Source organism: Arsukibacterium sp. UBA3155 (assembly GCA_002364615.1).
GTDB lineage: Bacteria > Pseudomonadota > Gammaproteobacteria > Enterobacterales > Alteromonadaceae > Alishewanella.
On sequence record DEYP01000001.1, the window covers coordinates 1 to 17,188 of the forward strand.

Below are 17,188 nucleotides of genomic sequence, written 5' to 3' on the forward strand. Positions count from 1 at the left end.
AATCCATATCTTAGTGCCTAACGCCGCAACCAGCGGCACGAACTTGATGGCGCTTTTGTTGCGCCGTTTGCAAAAAAAGTGACAGCGAGTTTGTGTCCGATTTGAGTTGCTTTGTTAGCCAACCTAATGCTTCTCCCTTAGCTCTTTCACCAAAGCAACAGGGAAGCTGAAGCCCCCCTCTTCCCATATAAAAGTTACACCGACTTCTGGGTGAATAGAGTTCACTAGGTCTCTACCTCTGATCTTAATCGCTGATATCTTTTCTGTGACGAAGTTACTAACCAATATTTCACGGGACTCGCCCAAAACAACCATTGGTTCATTGCGAAGTTCGATCATGTGGAATTTAAATTGTCCTGGGGTAACAGAATCCAACCCGATAGGAGCGTCAACCAAAACAAAGAACTCGCTATCAAGAAACGGTTGATAAATAGCCTCGAAAGGAAGCTCCCCCAATTTAATTTTTCCGATTGTCTCGTTGAAGCTGCTGGCCTGTAGCGAAGGCGAGGCAGACATAAACAAACCTAATATTAGTGCGATTAATTTTTTCAAAGATGGCTCTCCTTGCTCGTGGGTAACTCGGTTGGCTAACGCTCAAAGCAGCCGCGCGCTGTTAAGCGTCGGCTGCCTTTGCTTGTTAGCGACAATATAAATTTGATATGCAGCAACGCCATACCACACCAAAGTAATTGCCACCCAAACTCTTTGAGTTATGCCTTTGTATTCAACAGGCATAAAACCATAGTTAAAGAACCAGAAAAAAACTACATGGACCAATGTAACTAAAATGGAAAAGTCTTGGAATTTCTTTGACGCATAAAACTCTCGCATTTCTAATGCGAACACCACAGGTACAATTATTAAGATGTTTGTTAACCCGTAAATATCATGCAAAGGGCTATTCAGGATAAAGATCCCAGCAAAGATCCATGTCATTCCGAATGAAAACATTGTTACAAAAGTGAACTTTGCCTTTGCAGTTGAAAAGCACACGAAAGCAAACAAGCACATGGACAAACCTATTAAAATGTCAGCAAATCGATGAGAGTATGCAAAAAATTCTGCTTCCAGCGCTAACTCACTAATACGCTGAGATGTAACACTATAGCCAGACACAAACAACCCAATGAATATATTATAAAAAGCAAATACTGGAATGAGCATCGCTTGCTTTATCGCTAACAAATTATTTTTGCTCAATGGTTACTCCGTACTTTCAAAGGTCGCTAACGCTTATTCGGCGGAAGAATCCGTATTTAAACACGGACTTTTCCGCCTTTGTAAATTTAATGTACAGAACACTACATCGTTTTTTTAAAACTTACAATAACTTATAGGTACAACTGATATTTGTGATTGCTACAAATACGGGTCAATCCGTCTAACAAAGCACGGGGCTTTTTAAGTGGCAAGCTGGATATAAATACATCACTTAAATCCCAAGTGAGATACCGAACGGAATGTCCGTTTTTGGCACATATGAGGCATTGAGATTGGATTAAGTCCTATTAGTCGCAACCTGAGGGATCAAGTTGAAACTTATCTACATAAAGTGTGTGCCACGATAATCCGTAAATCTACTTAGGCTATTCGCTGCCTGTATATCCGATGTGGCTGTTTTTAATTTCATAGAACGTCGCCTGGACAAACTCATCTGGTCGGCTGGAATTGTTAACGTTATACACGCCCACTTTGAAATAGTGGTACTGACCATCCTGTTCATACAGACTTTCAGACATATCATAATGTGCCACGACATCGGCCTTACCTTCGCGGCTAAGGGTGACGGTAAGTAAGTTGACGTTAACGCTGATGTGGTAACTAAACCTCTCGTTCAGGGCGATACCATCTGAAGGGTTTGTGGCACTGTTGCTGCGTGAGCCAATCATCTCGACATAGGTTTCAATGTTGTCACCGTCACTGTCTTTAACCCGGCTCTCATGCACGAAATAAATGGCGCCGCGATCATTTCCTGGCAGTTTCCGATAGTATAAACGCACTGGCTCATCGTCATTAGCGTGGATCTGACCAATGATTACCCGGCCAATCTGAAAATTTTCGCCAGTGGTGGTGACCTGATTGACCGCCATCGTTACCCTCAGATCGCCGTCGACGCCACCTGCGTTCTGTCGCCCCTGCGCTGATGCACTGCCAAACACCCAGTTATTTTTATTCACTCCCTGCGTGCTGATACCTCTGTTGCCACGGCGTAACATTTCCCTTAGCTCAACCCGCACATAGGCTGTATTAGCAGAAGTCTTAAAGCCATAACTGGGGGAGCGCATCACAATACCGCCATCAGCTGAGGCATAAAAAAATTCAGAATTGGTATAACCGTCTGCAAGTTCCGTTTCAAAAATAGAATCAGCGGTGCCGCTGTTGTCCTCATCAGTCGGGATGCTCAGGTACCAGTCTATCAACTCAATACCCAATTGATTGGGAAAAAGCTCGCTGAAGTTTCCGTCGGCGTCCTGACAACGATGCGCCTGAACCTCAACAATGGCATTGTTGGTATTTTGGTTATTGCCAAGCCCGATTATTCTGATAAAGCGGGCTGATGATGACTCGAATTTGACCAATTCGAAGCCACTGTGTCTGCCGCTGGAGTCTGCTTCAGACAATACGGTGGTCCAAGTAGTGTTATCGGTAGAGGTTTGTACGGAAAACCTCGCGATACGTTTATCGCCTTCAAACCACTTAATGGTTAGTGCAGCCAGTGCTTTACTGCTGCCCAAATCCAATGTCAGCGCGGCATTGTTATCATCGTTTGACCATCTTGAACCGGACGACGTGTTGCCATCAATAGCATTGGAGGCGGGGTATGCCATATTCTCACCGCTATCAGTGGCCGCTAGTATCGGGTACACCTGATTACTGCATTGCTCAGGTGAGGGGATCACCGGGGGCGGCGGGGAAATTTGCGTTGTGTCGTTACCGTCACTGCTGCCTCCGCACGCTGTCATAGCTAATGCGAAGCCTGTGACAATAACGAGTGAGCCCAGTTTACGGATTTTTTTTAAACGACAATACATCACCTTATCTCCTACAAACATGATTAATAGATCCTGGTATACATCTGGCGTTGGGGTGATTTGGGCCCCACTTACCGTATAAATTATAATGACCAGCTTCGAATTATTGGTCAACCAAAATATTTGCAGTCAGATGCTGGTATCACTTTAAAATCAGCTTGCCAGCGGAAGTTTGGATAACTAATCCAGACACAATGTCTACTCAAGATAGTTCGCATAGTGGTCTAACTTTTTATATAACAACCTAATATCTTGTTATATATGTTTTTTATCGTTAATTTTGTTTTTTGCTTATTGGTAATAGTAAATTGTTAGCCAAAAAGGTTAACCTGTGGGTTGACCAATGTCTTGGTTGGGTGTAAACATAAAGCATAATAATAAAACTGCCGGTAGTTGTTCTTCTAAGAATGTTGGCATGCAGGTTCGTGGTTAATTTGAGTTCACAATTGTGACCAAAAAATTTATTGATGATTTATTTTCAAACGGGGGAATAAAAATGAAACACACACTATCAAAAATAACCTTGGCGATACTGTCTACAACGGCGCTGGGTATCGCGTCCGCTGCTAACGCCCAACAGTCAGAGACAGAAGCGAACGATATCGAAGTCATACAGGTGTCGGGGATCAGAAGCTCCTTAACAAGTGCTTTGGCAGAGAAGCGCAATGCAGCCAGCTTAGTTGAAGTTATTCAGGCAGAAGATATCGGTAAGCTGCCCGATCAAAACCTGGCGGAGGTACTTGAAAATATTACTGGTATCCAGATTACGCGCTCAGCGGGTGTTGGTACTGGAGTACAGATTCGCGGTACTGATGCCAACCGCACTGAAATTAATGGTGTCTCTACGGTGGGTTCGGGTGCAGGTCGAAGTGGTATTGACTTTGAAGACGTTTCTGCATCGATTATTGCAGGTGTAGAAGTCATAAAGTCGCCACAAGCAAAAACGATTGAAGGCTCTGTAGGTGGCACCATTAACTTAAGAACCATTCGGCCACTCGAGTTAAGTGAAACGCTGGCAGCATTCAGAGTGCAAGGTGAAGACAGCAGTTTATCTACCGATGGCGTAAAACCCCGCTTGTCAGGCACCTTTGGCGACAATTGGGAAAATGACAATGGTGAGTTTGGTTTTGTTATTAGTGGCAGCTACGCTGAACAGGATGTCACCGCATTTCGCCCCCGGGCTGACCGTGACAATCTGGTGCGTTCTGACAGTGGTTTAGCCAGCGCACAAAGTTTCCATTTTCTGCCCATTCAGTTTCTTATCCAGGATTACGATAATTTTGAATATGAGACAGTGAATTTTGCGGGTTCTTTTGAGTGGGCTCCAAACAGCAACAACAAATTTTGGTTTGATGCGATTGTAAATGATCAGGATCGCCGGGAGGAGAGTTCCAGGGTTCAGGCGTCCGGGGTAAGCGATCTTATTGGTGTCTCGGTTCCCACTGAATTTGAAACGATAGATTTCGGCTCTTTAGATGGTGTCGATCTTGGTAGCATCCAAGCGGCCCTTAAAGGCATCATTCCGGTTCAGTCTGACGGTTCTGACGGCAATTTACGCTTATCCAGTGACACCAGTTCCCGGGCCACCAAGAGCAAAATATTCCGTTTAGGTGGGGAACACCAGGGAAATAACTTTAAAATAAGTGCCGAGATATCCTCATCTTCATCTGATTCTTCGACCCCCAGAATTGATACCACACTTAACTTTGTCAATCCCAATGCGGCAATTGGTTCAGCTAACGATAACGGTACGCCGTTTGCGTATGACTTAAGTGGTGGTGCCCTGGCCTTCGGGATTGCATTTGGCGCAGAGAATGCACCTGCACCCGCTGATTTGCTAAACCCGGCCAACTACAGGTTACAAGCGGTGGCACTGGCAAACACTGCCAACGAAAATACCGAAGATGCCATGCGTATTGATTATAGTTACGATTTGAATATGTCAATTTTTACCACGCTTGACGCAGGCTACCGCTATAACAAGACGTCCAGTGTGTCTAACGTAGTGGGCTCAAATCTCAGCTTGTCTAGTATGGCGGACTCTCCAAGTGGCGATATGTTTGCTGATATCCTGACAGCCGGGCCTGATAACTTTAATGCTGCAGATGGCAGAACGCTTTATATTAAAGATTTTCTGTTAGTGGACCCGGCGCTGGTAGGCTCTGATCCTGATCGGGTATTTACCGCATTGGCTGACGCCATTACTGCCCATGGCGGTTCAAGGCCACTGAATACACCAACGTCATCGGTTGCCGCTTTTTATGATATCAGTGAGTCAACCAACGCACTGTATGCTCAGGCAAATTTTGAAGCTGGCATATTCCGCGGTAATCTTGGTGTGCGTTATATAAAAACCGATCTTGATTCAACCGGGAACCGCAGCGTTAACGGAGACGTCGTCGCAGAAACCACCTCAAGTGATTACAGTTTTGTGCTGCCGCGGTTTAACCTGGCCGCAGAAGTCACCGACGATCTGGTGCTGCGCGCCGCTTTTGGTAAGGATATTCGGCGTCCGAATTTTAGCGACCTTTCAAGTTCTTACACCTTCAGCACCAGCCCCAATCCGCCGGTCGCCGGTGGCAACCCTTACTTAAAACCCGAAGTGGTCACATCTTATGATATTTCTGCCAATTGGTATTTTGCTGAGGCCGCAGTCGTCAGTATCGGCTATTTCCACAAGACACGTAAGGATGTACATGTGGGTCAGCAGGATGATCCTTATTCAGAGCCTGTCACAGGATATCGTGACATTGTGGGTCCGGCATGTGAGCAAGGCGGTATCTGGAACCCCATTGCGCTGATCAACGTGTTTGGACCGGTGAGTTCTGACGTAGGCGTTTGTGTGCCATTCTCAAGTATCATTAATGACACTAAAGACACCACACAAAAAGGCATCGAAATGGCATTCCAGTATGACCTTTCTGCTTTCGAAGACGACCTGGGCTGGGCATCTGGTTTTGGTGTGGTGGCAAACTATACCATTCAGGAATTCTCTGGTGGTGAGGCGGTCAATACCTCGGCCAGTCGCCCTAGTCAGGTCTTTGCAGCTTCAACAGGTGGTTCAGGCTCACTGGAGGTTACTGCCGTGCAGGGCTTACTTAATTTATCTGAAAATGCCTACAACTTTACCTTGTATTACGAAAAATATGGTTTGTCTGCCCGGATGCGTTACACGTGGCGTGAAGGGTTTCGTTCAAACGATTTTGGCAGTACATCAAGTTATCCCTGGGGGTTTCCGGTAGTTCAGGAAGACAGAGGTCAGCTTAATGCCGGTATCAGTTATGAGGTGAACGATCAGCTTAATATTGGCATTGAAGTTGTTAACCTGACGGAATCTGAGGTTAGCCAATCTTGTGTTAATGAAGGCGCACTGCTTTGCTTCCAGGGTTTAACAGACCGACGGATAACCTTTGGTGCCAGCTACAGGTTTTAATTCTACTGACCCGGGGCGGGTTATCTAAGATAACCGGTCCTGGCAATATCAAAGCAAAAGCAATTGTTGAAGCAAGCCTGAAGGTTTGCTTTTTTTGCATGTGGCAACATAAAAAAACAGGCTCTGTGTCTGAGCCTGTTGTCAGGAATAACAAGGCAATTTCAGATGTGGAATGGGTTACGCAAACACTTCCTACTTGTTCAGGTGGGAAATAGAATATAAACCCCGGGTCTCATCCGTTTTACGCTTGATCTCCTCTAACGCTTTTGCTTCGCTCGACTCGAATAATGCGTTGATAAGACGGTTAAAGTGATTGTGCATGGCCTTTCTTGCAGCTGATGAGTCACGTTTGGCAATGGCGTCATAAATAGCGGTATGTTCTTTGATGCGTTGCTCTATACCCTGTGAGCATACATCCTTATAAGCGGCAATCACCTGCGGCTCATTCCGTCTGACTTTCCAAAGGTTGTTAATCGACATGACAATGGCATTGTTACGTGTTGCTCTGGAAATGATCTCGTGGAATCTCTGATCGGCTTCATCGGCTTTATCTGCTTTTTCTGCAGACGACATATCATCCAGCGCCTGCTTGAGCGCAGAAAGCTCGGTTTCCCGGATAGTGGCTGCGGCTAAAGCTGCCGCTTCTGCCTCTACTAATGCCCGGGCCTGGGTGAGTTCAAATGCGCTGATGGCCTTATGTGAAGTGTCTGACCCCGCAGAATCAGTGACATATACGCCTGATCCTGTTTTTACTTCCACTCTCTCTCTGACTTCCAGTGCGATGATTGCTTCGCGTATGGTCGGACGGCTTACATCATATGCCTCGGCAAGCTCTCGTTCAGCTGGAAGGCGGCTCCCTGCAGGGTAAACGCCTTTGTCTATCAAAGCTTCTAACTTTTCAACAACTGTCCAGAAACGTCTGCGCTTCTTCATGATTGGTATCCCTTTAAGTCTTGCCATTGGTAACACATGTACTTACGTCGATTGTACCCCGAACCTTGAGCACTTCGCAAAAGTCCGGCGTCCTATTCAGCTATGATAACGCTTCACATTGAAAAGTTCTAATTGGTAATCAACTTTTATCTTAATTGGTAAGATACAATTGATTGAGTTGGTTTTCAAATTGGTTTTTTAACGGGAGATCCATATCGATTGGATTTATCACTTACCGTAACAGGATTAGCAGAGTAAATGGGTTTTGTCAGTTTGGACTTGGCAGCATTTCGCAGCGCTTGAACTTAGCTTAAGTCAACTTAACATAGGGCCACCAACATATTCACTGCAGTAAGGTCATAAAATCCTGCTCTGAAAGTACTTCGTGTTCCAGTAGCGCTTGAGCTACACGCTCAATTGCGCACCAGTTCTCACTGATCAGCTTATCTGTTTTGATAGTGGCGTCGTCAATCCAGGATTTTATTAAGGTTTCAGTATGTGCTTTAAAGTAAGTATCGCCAGTCCACTCTTTTAGCGCTGTCACATCCATATTGTAGCTTTTGGGATCCATGCCATATTTTGCTATAGCCATCCAGGCCGACCACATTGCGTGTCGCAAGTCACTGCTGGCACCATTATCCAGACCATCTTCGGCAAACTGTTTTACCTGCGCCGCTCTGCCAGCTAACGCCACGCAAGTGCGGGAAAACCAGTACGCTTTTGTGTAATCAATTTTTTGTTCACTGTCATACGCGACCATACCAAGAGTGTGCGCTCTGGGCACTACACTGATCTGCTCAATAGTTATCTCGGGCATCAGAACTTTTGAAATCACCGCATGGCCGGCTTCGTGGTAAGCCGTTTCGGCCAACGTTTTCTCACAACTGTTAAGCGAGCGCTTTGCGCCATAGCGAAGAATATTAACCTCTTCAATTAATGCACTCTCGCTTATTTTTTTACTGTTTTCGCCCAGAGCGCGCAATACCGCTTCTCGATGAATTTTCTCAAGATCGGCGCCGCTAAGCCCTGCGGTAAGGCTAACAATCAATTCTGGATTAATGTTTTTTTCATAGCAGTCGTTGCTCAGAAAGCGTTGAATAAACCACAGGCGTGCGCCTTTATCCAGGAAAGGTACTTCTACTTGCAGATCTAAACGGCCAGAGCGCAATAATGCCGCATCAAGTTTGTGCAAGTGGTTGGTTGCGGCAACGATAAACAACGGTTCTGTTTCCTGACAAAAGCCATCAATTTCTGTCAGCAGCCGGTTCATTAACGCGTCGCCCATCGGGCCTGCCTCACCTCGTTTCGGTAACGCATCAATTTCATCAATAAATAAAATACAGGGTGCGTACTTTCGCATGCGCTTGAATATTCGCTGCATCATTGAATCTGATAACAAATCGTTGCCAGAACAACTTATTATCGGTAGCTCAGCTTCGCAAGCCAACGCGCGCGCAAGGGTGGTTTTACCGGTACCGGGTGGGCCATATAAAATCATACCCTTTGGCATTTTAATACCGGCCCCGATTAACCAATCGCGGTTTTTAATAACTCTTATAGTTTCACTTAAGCGTTTTTTTATCGCGGCATGGCCAGCAATATCAGCAAACGTGATGTTGGGAATGTCTAAAACTACGCCACCACTCCCTTCAACATCTTCAACCCGTAACAGCATGTCCCGTATTGGAGCGTCTAACTGCAGCTGTAATGTCGAACCTACCTGCTTGCAGCTGAGATTAAAGCTCAATGTTTCATGGCGAGCCTGTAATTCCTGAAATAACTGGTCTAACGTTGCGTGCTGCAGAAAATGGGTTAACGCAGAAGAATAGATGACACTAACTTTGGCAATCTCTGCCTGGGGATACTGGCGAATAAAATCGGTAATCTGATCAATAATTTTCGCCGAAATATTGGCTTTAATATCGCGGACATCAAAAAATGGGGCAAAACTTACTACCAGTAGCTGTAGCAGGTTATCAGGTAACGCCTCAACATGAATTTGGCTTACCTGACTGAACGTCAGTAAATCTTTGTTCAGTTGTCGATTGGCAACCTGCATTAACTCCGGTAAACCTAATGCTTTAAACAGTAAAATACTGCCTTGAGATAAGCGTGATAGCAGTTCAGCCGGAATGGCACTTACCTGCCTGTCTCGTTCTATTTTAGTTTCGCTATGCAACTGCGCCAACAATGCTGCACGCGCTTTATCCGGGCTGGTTTCAACTGTTTTTAAATAATCTTTTTTAGTATAAACGCCACGCCCAAGATTAGAGGTAAATATAATAATGGTATTGCGAAAATCAATTTCCTGTTCAGTATATTCGTCAGCCAAGAAGCCCGTGGCCAACAAGCGCAATAACCCCATTAACACCTGGCTGTGGGCTTTTTCAAACTCATCGAATACGATGACTGCTTTGGGATGTTTTTTAACAAACTGCGTTAACTGACCTGGAGCTGCGTTATCATAAGTTTTCTTTGCCCCCACTAAGCCAAATGCTTCATTACCATTGGTATAGTGGGTCATATCGAACAGTTTGTAGTGATATGCGTTGCCCAGCTGAGCGGCAAATTGTTCTGCCAGAAAAGTTTTACCAGAAGCCGGCGGCCCGGCAAACAGGAATACGCCCTGCGGTTTATCCTTGTTTTTGTGCCATAACGCGGTGGCCATGCTGTCAATAAGGTGCTCTACCGCCAGGTCTTGTCCATATACGATATTAAGTAATGACGCTTTAAGTTGCTCTAGTTCAGCAAGTTTGGCCCGATATTCAGATTTACCTGCGGGGATCTGAAAAAGTACCAGTGAATTTATCCAATCAGCAGGCGCTGCGAAGGGCCGTAACTCAGCCAGTATTGCGCTCACCTTGGCTGAGAAGGGCACAATGTCTGCTTTCTCTGCAGCTTTTAACTCTGCATGGCCCACATTATTAAGATAAGTTGCAACTAACGCATCGCAATCTGCCGTCAGGGAAGACATTATTTTGGTCAGTTTAATGAAAAATGGCAGCTCTTTATCAACGGCAAACTGAACAAGGCATAAATAAGCCGCATGCAGATGAGTGTCTAAAATTTCTGGCGAATGCTCAGTCATGGCAATATGTTTAGAAAAAAGAAGAAGCGTTTTCAAATTAATACAACCTTATTTAATTAACGCATTGCGCTGTCTGATTTTTTAATCGATAACAAAAGCCGGAACTTACCTTTGCATTATTTTTTGATCAGTATAGAGAAAAACCATTTCGCAATACCACCCACAATTGTCTTTTTTTCAGCGCTTTGGGATGAAAGTGATTTTACTTTTGCCCGGAATTTATGATAGTTAATGACAACACGCCGCATTTTGCCAACGCGATACACATATTTTTCTACAGAGGTTTTTCATGAGTTTATTGCAGGATTATTCTGTTCTTTTCCAACAATTTTCTGAGCAACATAATAACTGGGATATCACTTCTGAAGATCCTTTTAGTATTTCCAGGGAGGAAAAAGAAGGTAGTTTGCCGCTGTCGATTAGTGTTTATGGTAACGAAACAAAAGCCCATATTTACTTTAACTTGTATCATAGCGAAACGTTTAAACAGCTCGCTCACAAGCTGTTAAAAATAAATCAGAAGCAAGAAATTCAAAAAGCAGATGAAGATTCAGGCCTGGTTATTGCTATAGATTCTGATGGTATTGCGGTTATTTTTGATGCCAGCGGTATCACGCCTGACGTGTTTGCAGATAACCTGAACAGCCTGATTGAAAAAGCAGAAACGGTGCTTGCTCAGGTCGTCACCAGTGCACACAAAATCGTTCAGAAAGCCAGTGATGAGGCAGCAGCGGAAGCTGCCCCTGTTGCTACAGCGGCCACTAATTTGCCTGTTGAAGAGATTGTGAAGCAATACTTTGACAGTGAAGACTATAAATACAGTTTTGATAAAGATAAAAAACGTTTTATTTTCGGGTTTACAACAGATAAGTATCTGAATATCAAGAATGAACCAAGTATAAGTATTGTCATTAATTATGCAGATAGCGATTTATTACGCTTCGAAACACCCTGGCTTTATCAGTTTGATTTGCAAAAAACAGATTACAGCTTAATAGCGTCTGCCATTGCCTGGTTTCAATTTGAATATAAATTTTTGTCCATGTCTCTTGATCCGGAAGACGGTGAGTTAAAAATTTCTATCGATATTCCAATAGGTGCCGGTACGATACATAGCAGCCAGATTAAACGCATGGTGTCGTTTATTCTTCAGTTCACTGAAAGCACCTACGAAGAGTATTTTGCACTACTGTTAAAAGATACTCATGCCGCTAAAGAAAAACTGAATACGTTGCTCGATGCCTATAAAGAACGCGTCTCTAATCGCCGTTGGTTTGAGGGCATCAAAAACAAACTGGATGACCTTACGGATGAACAGAAAAAAGCCATTGAGGGTATTCTGGGCCAGGACGCCAGTGAGCAAACCGTAAACGGTGGTATTTAATGAGCGGTCGCAAAAATAGTTCAATTGCAGGCTGGCTTAACCGTACCTTTAATAGCCCCGTCAGTCACCTTGTTATCTCTACGTTGCTGTTTGGTATCTTAACCTTTGTTTTGTTCTGGTTAACTTTAAAATTCAACTTATTACCGCAGGAACTGCTACCCAGCAAATTGTCTCAGGAAAACACCGGGCTTTTTGATGCGCTCGGTGGCTGGGCGCTTGGCTTTGCTGGTGCTTTGGTCGCCATTCGGATTGCAGGCTTAGCGGCAAATATTCAACAGAACGATTCAATCAGAGAGCAGGTAAATGTTTGGGCCAGCCATGTTGAACATATTTCTAATTTGAACTCACGTTTAACCCGCGCAACGTATGATGCCAAGCGCGCTTGTGCGGCGGTTTTGTTACATGCCGAAGAAATCTATAGAACGGAGGAGTTGCCATCGCGCATTGCGCCCCATCTTAGCAACCGGGTAAACCGTGCAAATAAACCCTCACCAATACCCAGAGAGTCTTTCGTTTCAGAAGAGCGCCTGCAACTGAAGCTTGAGGAGAAGTTGGAGATAGTGGTTGAGGCTATTGAAGAAGCGTTTAAAGACTCTGTTTTTCGTTCAGTGCTGGAACATGCCAATAATTCAGAGTCTGCGGAGCATGGCAGTGAGCCGCTTATTGCTAACTATTTTGTGGATAGTGCCAGTAGAAGAAAAGTTATAGAGATCATTGAGAAGGACACATGTTTTTTTAATATCAGCGAAGGGCTTAACCGTGGTTCCCGTAATTTTGGTGTTGGCTTAATGGAGCTAAGGGCTAAGGAGTTGTTTCAGCATTTCCGTAAAGATTTAATGCGCATCACTGAATTTCAACAACAAGAAACGGATATTAACGGTAAGCGAATGGAAATTTCAGATGCAGCCTGGTTGTTTCTTGGCCTGTTGTTATTGCGAAGTAAGGGCAATACTATCCAACGAAGTCAGAATCATGGGTTTATTTTTATAGCATTATTGCTAGGCTCTTTACCAACAGATGAAACCGTTAGCAAATATCTGACGGTGAAGGCAACAGATGTTGAAAAAACGTACTCAAAAGAAGGTAATGCACACCTGAAAATGGAGATTAAAGAACTCTCAAAACGTTTGTACTTTGTTAAAGGAGAGGAATTAAAGGAATTAGCTGAGTTGATTGCAACCTGTAATGACAACCTCGAATATCTGGAAGTGTTTGCTAAAAATACGGGTATTAGTACCACTTACGATGGTGACGGCGCGCCAGGTATTACCAAATTGGTTGAAGATGAAAATGCTCAAGATGGTAGCAAAGGTGTATTGGCAGAAGATACCCGTAAAAAAGGCTGATGTTAAATTAGGCTGCAGCGGGTTGCTATCGATTTGTATTATATGTACTTATTTAGAATTGCACCAAAAAATAGCCATTGCCTGATCAACATTATCAACTAAAGTTATTTCCAAATGGTATAAGCTTATATTATATTAGCATACACTTAACTCGGCTGATCCGGTTACCAGGCATAGGGAGCAACCATAATGAGCTATCAGGTAAAAGCATTTTTAGATAATGACAGTGAAACATTCAGCTATGTTGTTACCGATAACGCGACCAGCAAAGCGGTAATTATTGACCCGGTATTGGATTTTGACTACAAAGCCGGTCGCACCAGCACGGACAGTGCAGAGCAGATACTGGATTATATCAAGCATCATAAGCTGACGGTTGAGTGGGTGTTAGAAACCCACGCCCATGCCGATCATTTATCTGCCGCACCGTTTTTGCGCAGCAAATTGGGTGCAAAAGTGGCAATAGGCGCTGAAATTACTCAGGTTCAAACCATTTTTAAAGAGGTCTTTAACCTCGAAAAAGAATTTTTACCCAATGGTTCACAGTTCGACCGCTTGTTTGCCGATGGCGATACGCTGCAGGTCGGGGATCTGTCTATCCGGGCCATGCACTTACCCGGCCATACCCCGGCCGATTTAGCGTATGTTATTAACGAGCAAGCGGCTTTCGTCGGTGATACGCTGTTTATGCCCGATGTCGGTACTGCGCGTTGTGACTTCCCCGGAGGCAGTGCTGAGACACTGTTCGATTCCATCGAAAAGTTACTGTCGCTGCCGGCTGATACCGAAGTTTATATTTGTCATGATTATCCACCGGCTGGTCGAAAACATGAATATCTGACCACTGTAAGCCAACAAAAGCAGCATAATATTCATGTTGGTGGCGGGGTAAGCAAAGCCGATTTTGTGAAACGTCGGGAGACTCGCGACGCAACGTTGGCGATGCCGCGGCTTATTTTGCCGTCGGTACAGGTAAATATCCGGGGTGGCCAGTTGCCGCCGGCAGAAGACAACGGTGCGACCTACTTAAAAGTGCCTATTAATCTATTATAAAAACAGGCGCTAAATGCGCCTGTTTAATTTACAACTTCGTCTTTATTGCCGGCAGTTAACCATCAATCTTCAAATTGCCATTGTTAATCAGGTTATCAATAATGGCCTGAGTATCGGCGCCAAAACTGCTTAAGTCTACGCCTTCAAGTACAATTTGCTGGCTAACATTGCCTGCGCCTGTGTGCTTAATATTAATGGTAGTGTTGCCGCCACTGACAGTAAAGCTCAGGTAATCAGTAATATTATCGCTGTTTTCACCCTGTAACAGGTCACGCAGGTCAATTACATCACCCTGTGCGGTGTTGAAGTCTTTTATCACATCAACAGCAGCGGTAGCATTGCCCTGATCACCTAATTGCCAGGCGAATACATCAGAATCGGTGCCGCCGGTCAGCGTATCGTTACCTTTGCCACCGAACAATATATCGTTCCCTGCTCCGGCGTTAATCGTGTCATTGCCAATACCACCGTAAATAACATCATTGCCGGCGCCGGAATTAACAATGTCGTTGCCGCCATAAGCCATGATTAAATCGCCAGCATCTGTACCTGTAATGGTTTGTGGCGAATCATTGCCTGACAACACCGTATTACTCGTTTGCGACAAATCAATGGTAATAATGTCTGATACCGAGGTGCTTGACGTGCCATCAGTTGTGGTTGCGGTTACAGTCAAATTGAGCTGACCGTTATAGCCAACCGGGGTAAGTATACTTAACCCTTCCAACTCTGCCTGGGTTAGCGTCCAGCTACCATCCGCGTTTTTAATACCTGCTGTCAGCAAGGCATCAGTAGGTACGCCGGTAATGGTGACAAACAAGCTCTCACTGGCATCCACTACTGCTGCAGTAATGTTCAGGTCAACCATATCGCCGTATGTAACACCCTCAACAGTAATGGTCGCGGCAGATAGATTCAGCTGAGAATCCTTGCCACTATCTCTGCCGTTGATAATTACCCAGTCAAACTTATACAGGCCATCCTGAGTTGCGGTGAAGTTAAAGGTGCCGTTACCATTGACTGAAGCACCCAAAAATTCAGAAGAGGTAATTAATTGGGTTGTTTTGCTGCCATCTGGTGCAGTAATAATCACCAGAACAAAGTCGTTAAATCCAGACTGGATTTCACTGACGAGGTTCTCGCCGTTAATAAACTGCCAGTTAATACCAACCGACATTCCATTGTTTAAATTAACGGTGCTCGAGGTATAGTTGCCATCTATTGCATCAATATTGCCCGGGTCATTTAACACTCCAGATGGTGCGGCAAAACCGTCCAAAAAGCCACTGGTTAAGCCAAGCGCTTGTTCCAGTGAGGCCTGACTTAAACCTTCGCCTGACCTCACACCGTTCGCGCCGGTGGTAATGGACGTGGCGCCTGCCTGGGTTGATACCGCATCTGCCACTTGCAGCATTGCCGCATCCGCAACTGGAGCTACAACAATGTTCAGGGTTGCTGACGACGTGCCACCTTGGCCATCAGAAATGGTGTAGCCAACAGTTGGCGGGGTCCCGCTCCAGTTGGCCACCGGAGTAAAGGTAAAGCTACCGTTGGCGTTTAGCTGAAAGGTCCCCTGATTTTCAATAACGACTGCACTGCCTGCCAGGTAGCTCTGACCGTTGATAATAAAGCTTTCAACAACTAAAGAATTACTATCAACATCGACATCGTTCGTCAGTACACTGGCCGTTAACACCTGATCTTCATTGACGGTGAAAGTCGAATTGTTTGCAACCGGCGTACTGTTGATCGATGCAGTATCACCTGTACCAGCATTACCTGCTATGTCTGTGTAACTGCCATTTGCTACTGCAATTGATATTGCTGCAGTGCCATTTGCTACAAAGGTCGCAGTCCAGACATTCGGATTGGTCGGATCCTGAGTTAACCCAGTTAACACACCACCTGTTACCGCGATATCTGCCAGAGTAAAGCCGGCAACTTGCTCACTGAACGTAAAGGATACCGTCGTCGACTCATTGGCAGCTAAGGTTGTTGCATCTGTTGTTATATCGACAGATGGTGCAGTGGTATCCAGCACGGCACTGTCAGAGCCAGTGGCGCCGGTATTGCCGGCCACATCAGTAATGCTGGCGGTAACGGTTAAAGTCGCACCTTCAGCCGGGGCAGCAACGGTGGTTAGTACAACACCGGCATCAATCTGCGCCTGGGTCAGCACGATGGCCACACCATTGACGGTTAAGGTATCGCCTGCCAGAGCGCCGGTATCCGCTAAAGAAATAGTGACGTTGATGGCACCATCAAGCTCGCTGTTGCTGATAAAGCCGTCGTTGTTGGCATCTTCGGTGATCGTCACACCAGGCGCGTTTGGTGCGGTGGTATCAACGGTATGGGTAGACGAACCGGTTGATTCAACAGTATTGCCTGCTGCATCAGAAGAGCTGACAACCACATCAAATTCGGTGTCTGCGGCTAAATCGCTACCAGCGACATCCACACTCCAGCTACCATCGGCTTGCACGGTCGTCGTATAGGTCGTGCCATTAATGATCATGGTGACCACATCGCCTGGTGCAATGTCGCCGCCAGTGGCGCTGCCGGTAACTGCGATGGTGCCAGCCGCTTCTGCGGCATTAACGATATCATCGGCAGTAATGTCATTCACGGTGACGGTGCCGACATCGGCACTTAAATCAACAGTATGCGTTGAAGTCCCAGTTGAGTCGACAGTATTACCGGCTGCGTCAGAGGAGGTAACGGTAACCGTGAATTCAGTATCGGCGGCTAAATCGCTACCGGCGACATCCACACTCCAGCTACCATCGGCTTGCACGGTGGTGGTGTAAGTAGTGCCATTGATGATCATAGTCACCACATCGCCTGGGGCGATATCACCACCAGTGGCGCTGCCGGTAACTGCGATGGTACTCGCCACTTCTGCGGCGTTAACGATATCAT

At 45.4% G+C, this 17,188-nt stretch carries 10 protein-coding genes; 4 read left to right on the forward strand and 6 right to left on the reverse strand.

Annotation, left to right across the window (positions count from 1 at the left end):
* Positions 1-123: 123 nt before the first annotated feature.
* The 3 genes from B2X65_RS00005 to B2X65_RS00015 form a co-directional block, all read right to left on the reverse strand.
* A complete protein-coding gene (locus B2X65_RS00005) occupies positions 124-552 on the reverse strand; it encodes a hypothetical protein (protein WP_290609649.1) in 429 nt (142 codons plus the stop codon).
* Between the two features lie 42 nt (positions 553-594).
* The gene (locus B2X65_RS00010; protein WP_290609650.1) at positions 595-1,200 is read right to left on the reverse strand and encodes a DUF998 domain-containing protein; all 606 of its coding nucleotides are present in this window, start codon (positions 1,198-1,200) and stop codon (positions 595-597) included.
* Positions 1,201-1,586: 386 nt separating this feature from the next.
* Entirely contained in the window at positions 1,587-3,053 is a 1,467-nt protein-coding gene (locus tag B2X65_RS00015) for a polysaccharide lyase family 7 protein (RefSeq protein WP_290609651.1), read from the reverse strand.
* Positions 3,054-3,528: 475 nt separating this feature from the next.
* On the opposite strand from B2X65_RS00015, the gene B2X65_RS00020 reads away from it, so the two are divergent.
* Complete coding sequence (locus B2X65_RS00020; RefSeq protein WP_290609653.1) at positions 3,529-6,465, forward strand: TonB-dependent receptor; 2,937 nt, start codon at positions 3,529-3,531, stop codon at positions 6,463-6,465.
* Positions 6,466-6,657: 192 nt separating this feature from the next.
* Here the strand turns inward: B2X65_RS00020 and B2X65_RS00025 are convergent, their stop codons facing one another.
* Positions 6,658-7,425, reverse strand: coding sequence for a FadR/GntR family transcriptional regulator (locus tag B2X65_RS00025; RefSeq protein WP_290609654.1), 768 nt, complete (start codon positions 7,423-7,425; stop codon positions 6,658-6,660).
* A 316-nt stretch (positions 7,426-7,741) separates the two neighbouring features.
* Positions 7,742-10,522, reverse strand: coding sequence for an AAA family ATPase (locus B2X65_RS00030; protein ID WP_290609656.1), 2,781 nt, complete (start codon positions 10,520-10,522; stop codon positions 7,742-7,744).
* Between the two features lie 253 nt (positions 10,523-10,775).
* Here B2X65_RS00030 and B2X65_RS00035 point away from each other — a divergent pair, with 253 nt between their 5' ends.
* The 3 genes from B2X65_RS00035 (at position 10,776) to B2X65_RS00045 (ending at position 14,269) form a co-directional block, all read left to right on the forward strand.
* Positions 10,776-11,870 (forward strand): hypothetical protein, encoded by a 1,095-nt coding sequence (locus tag B2X65_RS00035; RefSeq protein WP_290609658.1) that lies wholly within the window; start codon positions 10,776-10,778, stop codon positions 11,868-11,870.
* An 83-nt stretch (positions 11,871-11,953) separates the two neighbouring features.
* On the forward strand, positions 11,954-13,216 hold the full coding sequence (locus B2X65_RS00040) for a hypothetical protein (protein WP_290609660.1): 1,263 nt from the start codon (positions 11,954-11,956) through the stop codon (positions 13,214-13,216).
* Between the two features lie 189 nt (positions 13,217-13,405).
* A complete protein-coding gene (locus B2X65_RS00045) occupies positions 13,406-14,269 on the forward strand; it encodes an MBL fold metallo-hydrolase (protein WP_290609662.1) in 864 nt (287 codons plus the stop codon).
* Positions 14,270-14,324: 55 nt separating this feature from the next.
* On the opposite strand, the gene B2X65_RS00050 is transcribed toward B2X65_RS00045, so the two are convergent.
* Positions 14,325-17,188 (reverse strand): beta strand repeat-containing protein (locus tag B2X65_RS00050; RefSeq protein ID WP_290609664.1); only part of this gene is annotated, 2,864 nt, incomplete at its 5' end.

Excerpts from the sequence above, each read along its gene's own strand:
- B2X65_RS00015 (WP_290609651.1), bottom strand. The coding sequence starts at position 3,053 with ATGTTTGTAGGAGATAAGGTGATGTATTGTCGTTTAAAAAAAATCCGT.
- B2X65_RS00020 (WP_290609653.1), top strand. The coding sequence starts at position 3,529 with ATGAAACACACACTATCAAAAATAACCTTGGCGATACTGTCTACAACG.
- B2X65_RS00025 (WP_290609654.1), bottom strand. The coding sequence starts at position 7,425 with ATGGCAAGACTTAAAGGGATACCAATCATGAAGAAGCGCAGACGTTTC.
- B2X65_RS00035 (WP_290609658.1), top strand. The coding sequence starts at position 10,776 with ATGAGTTTATTGCAGGATTATTCTGTTCTTTTCCAACAATTTTCTGAG.
- B2X65_RS00045 (WP_290609662.1), top strand. The coding sequence starts at position 13,406 with ATGAGCTATCAGGTAAAAGCATTTTTAGATAATGACAGTGAAACATTC.